The sequence below is a fragment of the Chryseobacterium sp. RR2-3-20 genome (genome assembly GCF_017808115.1).
Lineage (GTDB): Bacteria > Bacteroidota > Bacteroidia > Flavobacteriales > Weeksellaceae > Chryseobacterium > Chryseobacterium oryzae.
The window spans coordinates 1-13,168 of record NZ_JADQBD010000041.1 but is presented as its reverse complement, the minus strand read 5'-3'; the positions used below and the strand labels follow the sequence as shown (position 1 = coordinate 13,168).

Annotated in this window: 11 protein-coding genes; 7 read left to right on the top strand and 4 right to left on the bottom strand. The window is 34.1% G+C overall.

Features of this window, described 5'->3' with window-relative positions:
• Positions 1–15 precede the first annotated feature (15 nt).
• The 4 genes from mltG to pnuC form a co-directional block, all read right to left on the bottom strand.
• Complete coding sequence (gene mltG, locus IV513_RS10230; RefSeq protein WP_209390474.1) at positions 16–1,041, bottom strand: endolytic transglycosylase MltG; 1,026 nt, start codon at positions 1,039–1,041, stop codon at positions 16–18.
• 36 nt (positions 1,042–1,077) lie between these two features.
• Complete coding sequence (gene dapF / locus IV513_RS10225; RefSeq protein ID WP_209390473.1) at positions 1,078–1,848, bottom strand: diaminopimelate epimerase; 771 nt, start codon at positions 1,846–1,848, stop codon at positions 1,078–1,080.
• Between the two features lie 96 nt (positions 1,849–1,944).
• Positions 1,945–2,493, bottom strand: coding sequence for a hypothetical protein (locus IV513_RS10220; protein WP_209390472.1), 549 nt, complete (start codon positions 2,491–2,493; stop codon positions 1,945–1,947).
• Positions 2,490–3,167 carry a nicotinamide riboside transporter PnuC gene (gene pnuC, locus IV513_RS10215; RefSeq protein WP_209390471.1) on the bottom strand — a complete coding sequence of 226 codons (678 nt, stop codon included), beginning with the start codon at positions 3,165–3,167 and terminating at the stop codon, positions 2,490–2,492. Before pnuC ends, IV513_RS10220 begins: the two co-directional genes overlap by 4 nt.
• A gap of 167 nt (positions 3,168–3,334) precedes the next feature.
• Here pnuC and IV513_RS10210 point away from each other — a divergent pair, with 167 nt between their 5' ends.
• The 7 genes from IV513_RS10210 to IV513_RS10180 all read left to right on the top strand — a co-directional run bounded on the left by IV513_RS10210 (position 3,335) and on the right by IV513_RS10180 (position 12,979).
• Complete coding sequence (locus IV513_RS10210; RefSeq protein WP_209390470.1) at positions 3,335–4,978, top strand: amino acid permease; 1,644 nt, start codon at positions 3,335–3,337, stop codon at positions 4,976–4,978.
• Between the two features lie 46 nt (positions 4,979–5,024).
• The gene (locus tag IV513_RS10205) at positions 5,025–6,032 is read left to right on the top strand and encodes a glycosyl hydrolase (protein ID WP_209390469.1); all 1,008 of its coding nucleotides are present in this window, start codon (positions 5,025–5,027) and stop codon (positions 6,030–6,032) included.
• A gap of 108 nt (positions 6,033–6,140) precedes the next feature.
• Positions 6,141–7,499, top strand: a complete 1,359-nt coding sequence (hemN, locus tag IV513_RS10200) for an oxygen-independent coproporphyrinogen III oxidase (protein WP_209390468.1) — start codon at positions 6,141–6,143, stop codon at positions 7,497–7,499.
• 274 nt (positions 7,500–7,773) lie between these two features.
• Positions 7,774–10,668 (top strand): protein translocase subunit SecD, encoded by a 2,895-nt coding sequence (secD, locus tag IV513_RS10195; protein ID WP_209390467.1) that lies wholly within the window; start codon positions 7,774–7,776, stop codon positions 10,666–10,668.
• A 116-nt stretch (positions 10,669–10,784) separates the two neighbouring features.
• Complete coding sequence (locus IV513_RS10190) at positions 10,785–12,002, top strand: TCR/Tet family MFS transporter (RefSeq protein WP_209390466.1); 1,218 nt, start codon at positions 10,785–10,787, stop codon at positions 12,000–12,002.
• 60 nt (positions 12,003–12,062) lie between these two features.
• Complete coding sequence (locus IV513_RS10185) at positions 12,063–12,413, top strand: twin-arginine translocase TatA/TatE family subunit (RefSeq protein ID WP_209390465.1); 351 nt, start codon at positions 12,063–12,065, stop codon at positions 12,411–12,413.
• A gap of 2 nt (positions 12,414–12,415) precedes the next feature.
• On the top strand, positions 12,416–12,979 hold the full coding sequence (locus IV513_RS10180; RefSeq protein ID WP_209390464.1) for a phosphatase PAP2 family protein: 564 nt from the start codon (positions 12,416–12,418) through the stop codon (positions 12,977–12,979).
• Positions 12,980–13,168 lie beyond the last annotated feature (189 nt).

Sequence of the window (13,168 nt, the reverse complement as noted above, 5' to 3'; positions counted from 1 at the left end):
ATTTAAACGGGTTAATTATTTAATATTTTTAGAATTCAACCAATCCTGATAAGCTTTTGCATTTACAGCATGCTCTTCTGCATTATCCGTGAATTTGTGATAGCCTAATCTCGAAGGATCTGCACACATAAAAATATAATTATTGTTTTCAGCATTTAAAACTGCATCTACCGAATTTTTATCTACCACGCAAATAGGTCCCGGCGGAATTCCTTTGTTGGCGTAAGTATTATAAGGAGACGGAGTAGACAGATGCTTAAAAAAAACTCTTTTAATAGGTTCTTTGAAGTTAGTCTGTTTATTAATAGCGTAAATTACTGTAGGATCCGACTGAAGTTTCATTCCTTTTTTATATCGGTTAATATAAAGTCCAGCAATAGTCTTCATTTCATCGGGTTTTCCACCAGATTCTTTATAAACGATGGAAGCTAATGCATAAATTTCATCTCTCGTTAAACCCGACTGCTTTTCCCTGTTTTTTCTTTCTTCATTCCAAAATTTTTGATACTGATCATCAAATTTTGAGAAAAATTCCTGAGGTGTAACCGTCCAGAAAAAATTATAGGTATCTATAAAAAAGTATTTTTTAAGATCTTCTGCATTTTTGTATCCTTTTTCTACAGCTATTTTATCCAGATCATTTACAAAACGTAAAGAATCGAGTTCTGTTTTTCGGCTGACTTTCCCAATCATTTGGTAAACATCTCCAAAATCTCCGATTCTGAAAGAATTGGCAGTCTGGTTTCCTGCTTTTATCATGTTTACCAAACTGGTATTGCTTGCTCCTTTTTGAAAGTAATATCTTCCAGGTTTAAAATGCTGATCCAAATTTTTATCTTTCGCCACCTCTTCAAAAGAGGATTTATTCTGAACAAATGGCGCTATAGAATCTAATATCTGATTGAATTTTGAACCGTGAGGAATTAAAACATAGCCGTCTTTGGGTACATTGCTGCCATAATATTTTTTATAAAATTTAAAGCCAAAGAAACCTGCAACGGCAAGAAGCACCAAAATAATAATAAGAGTAGCTTTTTTCATTGCTGAAATAAGATTAATAGTTTTTTTTATTATAAATTAAATCGAAAGATCTATTTTACCTCGAAATACCTGTTTTGCAGGACCTTCAAGCCAGATGTTGAGAAAACTTTCTCCGTTTTTTTCTGCATACACCTTCAATTTTCCTCCTAAAGTTTCTACCTTCACCGTGTTTAGATTGTTTTTTTTAAGAAAAGTTAAAGCAGATGCCGTAACTCCCGTTCCGCAACTGAAAGTTTCATCCTCAACACCTCGTTCATAGGTTCTTACGAAAATCTCTTCGTCAGAAATTTTTTCAACAAAGTTTATATTAATCCCTTTCTCTTGATAAGTTGGAGAATATCTTATTTGTTTTCCTTCAGCAAATACATTAAAAAGGTCAATATTATTAACATATTTTACGTAGTGAGGAGAACCTGTATTCAAAACTGAATCGTTTCCATCCAATGAAATATTTTCAACATCAATCATTTTAAGTTTTACAATACCATTTTTAATTTCGGCTTCATGTTCTCCGTCTATGGCTATAAATGTGCATTTTTCTTCGAAAATATCGAGAAAAAAGGCAAAAGCGACAAGACATCTTCCGCCGTTACCACACATGGTGCTTTCTCCGCCATCAGAATTATAATATACCATTTTGAAGTCGTATTGAGGATCATTTTCAAGAAGAATTAATCCGTCTGCACCGATTCCAAATCTTCTGTCGCACAATTTTTTTATTATTTTCTGATCTTTTGGGAACTGAAGATCACGATTGTCTATCATCACAAAATCGTTTCCGGTACCCTGATATTTATAAAATTCCATATAATATTGCTTTAAAATCAAGCCTACAAAAATACTCTATTTTACATGAAAAAACGAACAGTAAAAACTGTCCGTTCTTTTTTATTGATTTACAGATTATCTGAATCCGCCACCGCGATTATTCGGGTTGGTATTTTGCGGTGCTTCGGATCTGGTATTCCCAGAATTGCTGTTTCTGACCCCGCTACCATTATTACTTCTCGGTGTCTGCTGCGGATTTACGTTGGGCGACTGATTTCTGAATCCGCTATTGTTAGAATTACTTCTGTTTTGAGAAGAATTCCGGAACCCGTTATTTCCATTGTCGTAACGTGGGTTTCTTACACTATTATTGCTTGGTTGGTTTCTGAAACCGCTGTTCTGTATTTGAGCATTAGAATTTTGTCTTTGTATATACACTCTGTTTCTGTTATTTCCATAATAATACGGAACACCATTATCGTAATAGTATCTCATATCATTTCGGTAATAATATCCGTCATTTCCATAATATCCGCCACTGCCGTAATAACCTTGAGGAGCGTAATAATATCCATTATCGTAGTAAGGTTCTCCGTAGGTTGCATAACCCTGATTATAAGCTAAACATGATGTTAAACTTATAGAAATCCCGAGTCCTAAAACTATTTTTATAATATTTTTCATAATTGTTCAATTCTCTTTTGGTTGAAACTGTTTTTCCACGCAATAAATCCAATTACTGCCATTACAGTAAATACCAAATATTGAACCGAAGTGATTCCGTACCCTTTATAAATATACATTGGTATGGATGCTAAATCGCCAATAATCCAAAAAATCCAGTTTTCAATACGTCTTTTCGCCATTAGCCACATTCCAACCAAAAATATGGAGGTAATTACAACATCCAGCCAATTTGCCCAGTCAAGATGATGAATCCTCGCAATTGTGTTGTTGTCGGAAAAAAGATTGTCGATTAAGGGTTTATAATAATATATTGAAGTAACAAGAATTAAGCTGAACACAAAAAGAATACAAGAATATACCCAGTCTTTTTTGCTTGCCCAATTTACATCCACATTTATTAGATTGTCTGAACTTTTAGCCCACAAAATCCAGCCATAAATGCTCATTATGGTATAATAGACATTAATCATGCAGTCTCCCAATAATCCTACGATGAAGAGTAGATAAACATAAATGATTGTGGAAACAATACCTGTAGGATAAACCCAAATATTTTTTTTAATTGAAAATAATACACTCAGAATACCGAAAACTGTTCCTGCTATTTCTAATGTTATCTGTAAAGTAGAGGCTGTTTCGTAAGGTTTTATGAAAAAATCATATACATTCATAGCATCAAAAATAAATAAAATCAGGCATACTCAATATAATATTTTTATAAGATGTAAATCAGTTTTTTATATCTTAAAAATGAAAGCAATTCATAAAAACTGAATAATAAATGTTAATTTCTCTAAAATTTTTATATTTTCGTAAATCTTTAATTAAATAAAATTATATGTCAAAAATTTGGGCTAAAAAACCAATGAGTGCCTATGAGGCTGATATTCAGAAAAGTGAGCTAAAGCGTGTTTTAGGAAAATGGAGTCTTACTGCAATTGGTATCGGGGCGATTATTGGTGGAGGAATATTTGTTCTTACCGGAACCGGTGCATACTATAATGCAGGACCAGCATTGGCATTATCTTTCGTTATTGCAGGAATTGCGTGTGTTTTTGCAGCATTGTGCTACGCAGAATTTGCCTCTATTCTTCCTGTTGAAGGTTCTGCTTATGCGTATGCTTATGGTACTGTAGGAGAAATTTTTGCATGGATTATCGGTTGGGGACTTATTTTGGAATATGCTATGGGATCTATGACCGTTGCGGTTTCTTGGTCTGGCTATTTCGGGAAGCTTCTTAAAATGTTTAATCTTCATTTACCTTATTGGATTACTACTGACCCGGGAACAGCTCATAAAGCTTTCGGGGAAGCCACAAAACAGATAGCGGAAGGAAAATTACCTGCAGATAAAATTTTATCTTTTCAGGAAACCATCAATAACTTTAATGCAGCGCCGGAACTTTTCAATATGAAGATTTTTCTTAATCTTCCTGCACTTTTAATTGTTTTATTTGTTATCTGGATTTTATTGAGAGGTACAAAAGGAGCGGCAAAAGCCAATAATTTTATTGTAATTTTAAAAGTTTCAGCTATTATTTTTGTCATTATTGCAGGTTTGTTTTTTATTGACACTTCAAACTGGACCCCTTTCATTCCGGAGCCAAAAGTTATTACAGAAAATGGAGTTTCGCACTCTGCGTATGGTTTGGCGGGAATTGTAGCCGGAGCTTCCGCAATCTTTTTTGCCTATGTGGGGTTTGATGCTGTTTCTACCCAAGCAGGAGAAGCTATTAATCCTAAAAAAGATGTTCCTTTTGCGATTATTGCATCTTTGGTAATATGTACTTTGCTTTATATTTTGGTATCTCTTGTTCTTACAGGAATGATGAATTATAACGATTTTAATCCGCTGGGAAAATATCCCGATGCTATAAAAGCTCCTGTAGCGTATGCTTTTGATATTGCCGGACAAGCTTGGGCAGGTTATATTATTACAGTTGCAGCAACGGTGGGTTTAATTTCGGTATTAATGGTAATGATTATGGGACAATCCAGAATTTTTCTTGGAATGTCTAAAGATGGATTAATTCCTTCTACATTTTCTAAAGTAAATTCAGAAACGGGAGTTCCTAGAAAAAATCTTCTTATTTTGGGAGCTGTAATTGCTGTAGTTGCATCTTTAACCCCCATTAATGATTTAGCACACATGACCAGTTTTGGGACTCTGTTTGCCTTTACAATGGTTTGTGTTGCAGTTTGGGTTTTAAGAGTAAAAGAACCGAATCTTCAGAGAAATTTTAAAGTTCCTGCATTACCGCTTATTGCGTGTTTAGGTATCGGAATTAATGTTTATCTTATTTTCAATCTTAGTAAAGAAGCTCAAATGTATTCTTTAGGTTGGTTGTTAATCGGTTTTGTGATTTATTTTCTGTACAGTATCAGAAATTCAAAATTGCAGAAAGGAGAGCTTGGCGAAACATTTAAAGCAGAGCAGAAACCTCTCGAAAAATTTGATATTGATATTGATAACAAAAATTAAAAATAAAATTCCGCTTCATGCGGAATTTTTTATAATATTAGAATTTATGAAAAAAATATTGCTACTTTCTTTTTGTATATTGAGTTTAGGGTGTTTCTCCCAGAAAATTGAAAGTTTCACAACTATTTTTAATGATAAAATAAGTATCAGAGCAATCGAATTGCATGATGGTAAGGTTTGGTACAGCGGAACCGACTCTAAATTCGGTTATGTAGACTTGAAAAATCCTAAAAATCAGAAACAGATACTGTTATCAGATAAAAAACTTCAATTCAGAACTTTGGCTCAAGACAAAAAATATTTTTTTGCCATCAATGTAGAAAAACCTGCAGAGTTTTTTAAAATTGATAAAAAAAGCTTACAATATGAAGTGATATCTAAAGATACAGCAAAAACTGCTTTTTATGATGCTTTGATGTTTCATAACCGAAAGTTTTACACCTTAAGCGATCCGGATAATAATCTTAAACTTAAATTTATAGAATTCGATTATAATAAAAATCATTTTAATTCTAAATTATACGATAATCCTTTGTTAAGAAAAGGGGAAGGAGCTTTTGCGGGAAGTAACACCAATATTTCTGCATTTAAAGACTGGATCTGGATTGCAACTTCGTGGAAAATACTAAGATTAAACCTAAAAAATAATGAAATTGAACCATTTTATACAGGCATGGAAACTGGTTTTACAACGGGGATATTTTCTATTGACTTTTACGATGAAAATTTTGGTATTGCTGTTGGAGGAAATTATATGTATCCTGAAGATAATCAAAATAATATTGCGACCACCACTAACGGTGGTAAAGATTGGAAAGTACAGGCTTCCGGTAAAAATGGAGGATATAAATCTTGTGTGAAAATAAGACCTCGCAGCAAAGGAAAAGATATTATTGCAGTTGGTTCTAAAAATGTTGAATTTTCTGATGACTACGGCAAATCCTGGAAAACAATCTCTAATGAAAACGGCTTTTTCGTTTGCAAATGGATAAACAAAAATACAGTGGTTCTTGCCGGAAAAGATAAAATTGCAGTAATGAAACTTCAATGGTAGACATTTAAAACTACTATCACTTAATACTTTTTAATTCGGAAGTATTGGTTAATTTTGCAGAAAGAAATTTTAATATTTCTAATTTTTTTAAATCTTTTATAGTTCTACATGAATTCGTTAATCGACAAATATAATATTCCCGGACCTCGTTACACATCTTATCCTACCGTTCCTTATTGGGATGAAGCTACTTTTTCGGCAGAAAAATGGAAATCCAGTGTTATTAGGTCTTTCAATGAAAGCAATTCGGCGGAGGGAATTTCAATTTATATCCATTTACCGTTTTGTGAGGCATTATGCACATTTTGTGCGTGCCATAAACGTATAACTAAACAACACAGTGTAGAAATACCTTATCTGGAAAGTGTACTGAAAGAATGGCAGCTGTATTTACAGCTGTTTAGCGAAAAACCAAAGCTGAAAGAACTCCATCTGGGTGGCGGAACTCCCACTTTTTTCTCTCCGGAAAATTTAAAAACAATATTGCAGGGGATTTTTGAAACTGTAGAAATTGCAGAACATCCAGAATTTTCTTTTGAAGGACATCCCAATAATACAACAAGAGAGCATCTTCAGACTTTATACGATTTAGGTTTTAGAAGAGCGAGTTTCGGCGTGCAGGATTACGATTTAAAGGTGCAAAAAGCCATTAACAGAATTCAGCCTTTCGAGAAAGTAAAAGAAGTTACCGAGCTTGCAAGAGAAATTGGTTACACAGGAATTAGTCATGATTTGGTTTTTGGGCTTCCTCATCAACATTGGGACGCAATGGAACATACCATCCGAAAAACTTTGGAACTGAAGCCGGATCGTCTTGCTTTCTATTCTTATGCTCACGTTCCGTGGGTAAAAGGAGTAGGACAGAGAGGTTTTGATGAAAGCGATTTGCCAAGTGGTGAAGAAAAACGCCGTCTGTACGAAAACGGGAAAAAACTTTTACAGGAATTAGGATACATAGAAGTAGGGATGGATCATTTCTCTTTGGAACACGATGATTTGTACCAGTCTCTAATTCATAAAAAGCTTCACAGAAATTTCATGGGTTATACATCGAGCAAAACCCAGCTTATGGTTGGCTTGGGAATGTCTTCTATATCAGATTCCTGGTATGCTTTTGCTCAGAATGTAAAAACGGTTGAAGAATATCAGAAAGTTGTTGAAGAAGGCGAAATTCCTGTAATGCGTGGGCATATCCTTAGCGAAGAAGATCTGCTCATAAGAAGACATATTCTTAATCTGATGTGTCAGTTGGAAAGTACTTTCGAAAATAAAAATGCCATACCTGAGCTGGAAAATGCCTTTAATATGCTTTCTGAAATGGAGCGCGATGAGTTGGTTGAAATTAATGGAGATCAAATAAAAATTACTGAAAAAGGTCGTGCTTTCACAAGAAATGTTGCTATGGTTTTCGATCTCAGAATGATGAGAAATAAACCTGAAACAAGGATATTTTCCATGACAATTTAAGTTGAAATTTAAAATAAATATAATGCTCAGATTTTTTTAATTTGAGCATTTTTTTGTGTATAAATATATTTCTTTTACAAGGTAATCTTTTGAAATTTAATTGTTTGTATGTGGAAAGTGTCTTTTTTTTCATGAAACAATAAAAATACTTTTATTATTTGTTGAAAATAATAGTCAATATATCTGAAAATAAACGATTTCTGCTGCGTAAAATTCATAAAATATCAATAAATTCATTATATTTGCCGACTTAATTTAACGTAGTCATAACAAAATGCAAGGAAAAGGACTTATTACAATTATTGCGATTGTATTAGGGCTAATATGCTTAAACGAGCTATTGCCCACCTGGTACGCAAGCAAAATTGAATCGCAGATTGAAGCTGCGAACGGGAACGAAAAAGAGATTAGGAGACTGAAGGAAGATACTCTCCATCTGGGTTTTACAGATCTTTATTATGCTAAAGCGAAAGATAAAGAAATGAAATTGGGTCTCGACCTTAAAGGGGGAATCAATGTTCTATTGGAAATCAATCAGAGAGATCTTATAAATGATTTAACCAATTATTCTACCAATCCGGTTCTGATTGAAGCTCTTAACAGAACCGACGAATTACAGAAAAATTCATCAAAATCTTATATTGATAATTTTTCCACAGAATTTGATGCGGTAAATAAAGCTAAAGGAGCTAATCTTAAACTTGCAGATCCTGAAATTTTTGGAAATGCCAATCTTTCTGAAATTAAATTCAATACTTCTGATGAGCAGGTAAAAAGTATCGTTAAAAAGAGAATAGATCTTTCTGTAGGTACTGCCTTTGAAGTTATCAGAACAAGAATCGATAAATTAGGAGCTATTCAGCCAAACGTACAGAGAGTTCCGGGAACGGCTAGGATTTCTGTTGAAATGCCGGGAATGAAGGATATCGATAAGGTAAAGAAAATGCTTCAGACTTCTGCTAAACTTCAGTTTTGGGAAATACAGCAGATTCAGGAAGTTGCACCTTATTTTCAGACTTTAACTTCTACTATTGCTGCAAAAGGAGATTCTATGGGAGTTGCAAAAAATGTGAACTTTATGAATCTTTTACAGTTGGATAAACTGAGAACCAGTGGTGTGGCAAGTGTAAAACTTTCTGATACTGCTACGGTAAACAAAATTTTGAACAGTAAAGTTGCACAGGCTTTAAGACCTGCAAACATGAAGTACACCCAGTTTATGTGGGGATACAAACCAGAATCTACCGATACAAACAGCTTGGTATTGTATGCGATAAGAGGAAATATCAACCAAAAAGCTCCAGTAGATGGTGCTGTAGAATCTGCAAAAATCAATTATGATGAATTAAGCAGAGTAGTGGTAGATATGCAGATGGATTCTAAAGGTGCTAAAGAATGGAAAACACTTACTGAAAAGAATGTTGGTAAGCCAGTGGCTGTTACTTTGGATAACAGAGTATACACTGCCCCAAATGTTGTAGGTGCAATCCCGAACGGTAGAACACAAATCTCCGGTAATTTCTCTCAGGAAGAAGCAAAAGAATTGGTAGATGTTTTAGGTGCGGGTAAACTTCCTGCAGGTGCTAAAGTTGTTCAGGCTACACAGGTAGGTCCTTCTTTAGGAGAAGAATCTATTCATGCAGGGATGATTTCTTTTGCAATTGCATTCATTATTATTATTGTATATATCGTTTTCTATTACGGTGGAGCTGGTGTTTATGCAGTTTTTGCAATGATCATCAACTTATTTTATATTTTCGGAATTATGGATTCCGGAGACTTTACCCTTACCCTTCCGGGTATTGCCGGTATGGTATTAACGATGGCAATGGCTGTGGATACCAATGTAATTATCTATGAAAGAACGAAGGAAGAACTTTTTGCAGGGAAAAGTATTTTTGATGCCTATAAAGATGGTTTCAAACACGCTTTAAATGCGATTATTGATGGTCACCTTACTACCTTATTAACGGCGGTTGTACTATTTTTCTTCGGAACTGGTCCTATTAAAGGTTTTGCCTTAACATTGATGATTGGTGTTGTAATGACATTGTTTACTTCAGTGGCATTATCCCGAGTAATGATTTTCTCTAGACTTGAAAAAGGTAAAGGTCTTTCTGTTTGGACTGCTCCAACAAAAAATCTTTTCAGAAATACTTGGATCGACTTTATTGGTAAGAGAAAAATCGCTTATGCAATTTCAATTGTATTAACAGTAATCAGTTTAATTTCAATTTTTACGAATGGTTTTAGATATGGTATCGATTTTACCGGTGGTAGAAATTATGTAGTAAGATTCGATAAGCCTGTAAATGCAGAGGATATCGAAGGTAAATTAACAAACTATTTTAAAACTGAAGATGGTAAAAACTCTTCTGTAGAAGTTAAAACTTTTGGTAATAATAATCAGCTGAAAATTTCTACCGATTATTTAATCAATGATGAGTCTCTAAAAGCTGACCAAATTATTGAGCAGAAATTATATGAAGCATTAAAATCTGATTTGCCTGCGAAATCAACTTTAGTAGATTTCAAGAGTGCTTATAAAGGAAATACAGGGATTGTTTCTTCTGAAAAAGTAGGTCCAACTGTAGCAGATGATATTCAGAAGCACGGTATTTTGGCGGTAGTTGCTGCTTTGGGAGGTATTTTCATTTATATCTTGTTAAGATTTAGAAAATGGCAGTTCTCTTTAGGTGCAGTTGTAGCATTATTCCACGATGCGGTAATTATTTTGGGAGCATATTCTTTGTTCCACAGAGTTATGCCATTCAACATGGAGATTAATCAGGATTTTGTTGCGGCAATTCTTACCGTTTTGGGTTATTCAATCAACGATACGGTAATTATCTTCGACAGAATTAGAGAATATCTTAGAGAAAAGAAATCTATTACATTGGCAGGACTTTTCAATGACTCTATTTCCAGTACTTTAGGAAGAACCTTCAATACCACTTTTACTGTATTATTGGTTATCTTGGCTATTTTCATCTTCGGAGGAGATAACCTTAGAGGATTCATGTTTGCATTATTAATTGGTATTGGTTTTGGAGCCTATTCATCAGTATTCATTGCATCTGCAATTGCATACGACTTGCTGAAAACAGGAAAAGAAGAAGAGGTACACGGTAAAACTACTACCAATAAAGAAGTTCTTGCTTCAAAATAAATTTAAACTACATTAAATACTAAAAGAGCTTTCCAATTGGGAAGCTCTTTTTTCATGGACACTTTTCATTAAAATTTTTAATTTCAAAAATAATAATAACTATTTTTGCACACAGGATGGAAAACTCAAAGAAAAAAGCAGCAATAGGTTTTATTTTTATAACACTTTTAATAGATGTTATAGGTTTGGGGATAATTATTCCCGTAATTCCGAAGCTGATAGAAGAGCTTATTCATGGAAGTGTAAATGAAGCTGCCAAATATGGCGGCTGGTTGGGTTTCGTATATGCATTTACACAATTTATCTTTGCCCCGGTAGTGGGTAATCTCAGCGACCGTTATGGGAGAAGACCTATTATTTTGATATCTCTCTTAGGATTTGCAGTAGATTATGTTTTTCTCGCTTTGGCTCCTACGATTACACTTTTGTTTGCAGGAAGAATTATTGCCGGAATTACGGGTGCGAGTTTTACAACTGCGAGTGCTTATATAGCAGATATTTCAACAGATAAAGACCGAGCAAAAAACTTTGGAATGATTGGAGCCGCTTTTGGATTGGGCTTTATTATTGGTCCGCTTATGGGAGGTGGTTTAGGATATTTAGGTCCGAGAGTTCCTTTCTATGCAGCAGCTGTTCTTTGTCTTCTAAATTTTCTGTATGGTTATTTCATTCTTCCGGAAAGTTTAGATAAAGAAAAAAGAAGACCATTCGAATGGAAAAGAGCTAATCCGATAGGTTCTTTTAAATTTTTATTGAAACATCCCGAACTGTCTGGTTTAGTTATTTGTCTTTTTCTAATTTATATCGCAAGTCATGCGGTGCAAACGAATTGGAGTTATTATACTATGGGAATTTTTGGATGGGATGAACTTATGGTTGGTATTTCTTTGGGTGTTATTGGGCTTCTCATTGCTTTGGTTCAGGGCGTTCTTATACGTTGGACAACTCCGAAACTTGGGGAAAACAAAAGTATCTACATTGGGCTTTCTCTGTATGCATTAGGAATGTTACTTTTTGCTTTTGCAACAGAAGGATGGATGATGTTGGCAATACTGATTCCTTATTCTTTGGGCGGAATTTGCGGTCCTTCCTTACAATCGGTTATCAGTAAAAATGTAGCTCCCAATGAGCAGGGAGAACTTCAGGGTGCACTTACCGGATTAATGAGTGTAACGTCTTGTATTGGTCCTCCGTTAATGACTTATCTGTTTTATCATTACAGCGAGAAGAGTGCAGTAATGAAGTTTCCTGGAGCACCATTCTTTTTAGCATTTATCATGATGGCAATAAGTGTAGTTATTACTTATTTTGCCTTTCAGAAGAAGAAGTCTTAAAATTTCTTTAAAATTTAGCGTAAAGTCTATTTTATATATAATCTTTTGTAATTTCGCACTATGGAATTAAGCATTGGAGAAATGGCACTCATTGCCATCGCAATAGTTGTTTTGTTTGGTCCCGATAAACTTCCTCAGATTGCCCGAGATTTGGGAAATGGGGTGAGAAAAATGCGTGGTGCAGTAGAAGACATCAAAACAGAAATTATGAAAGAGACAGATAACCCTGTATCTGAGATAAAGCGCGAAATAGAAAAGGTAAAAGATGCTGCGAAAGATTTCAACCCAATGAAAAATATTGAAGATAATATCCTGAAAGATCCATCTGCCAGACCTTCTGAATCTTTACCAGAAAAACCGGAGATAAAACCTGCCGATGATGAAACTTATGAAGGTCCTGTAAGCAGATAATCATGGAAGAGATTATTCAGGAAGACAAGAGTTTATTTTTATATCTGAACAATTTGGGAGATAAACCATTTGATCAGTTGTGGATTATTGTTTCGGATAAATGGATTTGGATTCCTTTATACATTATTTTTCTTTACTTTCTTTACAAAAACTATAAATTAAAATCCCTTCTTTACATTCTGCTTTTTACAGCAATTGGTATAACAGTTTCAGATCAGGTATCAGGAATTTTTAAATACGGAGTTGCCAGATTGAGACCTTGTAATGACCCATCACTTCAAAATCTAATGAGAATTGTAAAATGTGGAGGTCCTTATGGATTTTATTCTGCACATGCATCCAATACTTTTTTCTTAGCAACGTATCTTAGTTTGCTGTTGAAAAATAATTTAAAATGGTTTCCTTATTTTTTATTTGTTTGGGCTTCTGTAGTTGCTTACAGTAGAATTTATTTAGGAGTACATTTTCCTATGGATGTTTTGGTAGGAGCTTTTGCCGGAGTGATATTCGGAATCATCTTTTCACTTTTAGCTAAAAAAGTAATCCGGAAACAGACGCTTCATTAAGTTTTAAAACAATAATCATTTTCATGTTCCGGAAAGTAGTATTTTCGTAATGAATAACTTATAACTATTTCTATATGAAAAAACATCTACTAATTTATGAATATCCGTAATTTATCATAACTTTTGTATATTTGTAGTAATCAAACAATTAGATATGAATTTATTCAGTTTTTCAGCACATTTTGGGAC

Bases quoted from the DNA above. Each gene is read 5' to 3' on its own strand.
- mltG (WP_209390474.1), bottom strand. From the start codon at position 1,041: ATGAAAAAAGCTACTCTTATTATTATTTTGGTGCTTCTTGCCGTTGCA.
- dapF (WP_209390473.1), bottom strand. From the start codon at position 1,848: ATGGAATTTTATAAATATCAGGGTACCGGAAACGATTTTGTGATGATA.
- IV513_RS10220 (WP_209390472.1), bottom strand. From the start codon at position 2,493: ATGAAAAATATTATAAAAATAGTTTTAGGACTCGGGATTTCTATAAGT.
- pnuC (WP_209390471.1), bottom strand. From the start codon at position 3,167: ATGAATGTATATGATTTTTTCATAAAACCTTACGAAACAGCCTCTACT.
- IV513_RS10210 (WP_209390470.1), top strand. From the start codon at position 3,335: ATGTCAAAAATTTGGGCTAAAAAACCAATGAGTGCCTATGAGGCTGAT.
- IV513_RS10205 (WP_209390469.1), top strand. From the start codon at position 5,025: ATGAAAAAAATATTGCTACTTTCTTTTTGTATATTGAGTTTAGGGTGT.
- hemN (WP_209390468.1), top strand. From the start codon at position 6,141: ATGAATTCGTTAATCGACAAATATAATATTCCCGGACCTCGTTACACA.
- secD (WP_209390467.1), top strand. From the start codon at position 7,774: ATGCAAGGAAAAGGACTTATTACAATTATTGCGATTGTATTAGGGCTA.
- IV513_RS10190 (WP_209390466.1), top strand. From the start codon at position 10,785: ATGGAAAACTCAAAGAAAAAAGCAGCAATAGGTTTTATTTTTATAACA.
- IV513_RS10185 (WP_209390465.1), top strand. From the start codon at position 12,063: ATGGAATTAAGCATTGGAGAAATGGCACTCATTGCCATCGCAATAGTT.
- IV513_RS10180 (WP_209390464.1), top strand. From the start codon at position 12,416: ATGGAAGAGATTATTCAGGAAGACAAGAGTTTATTTTTATATCTGAAC.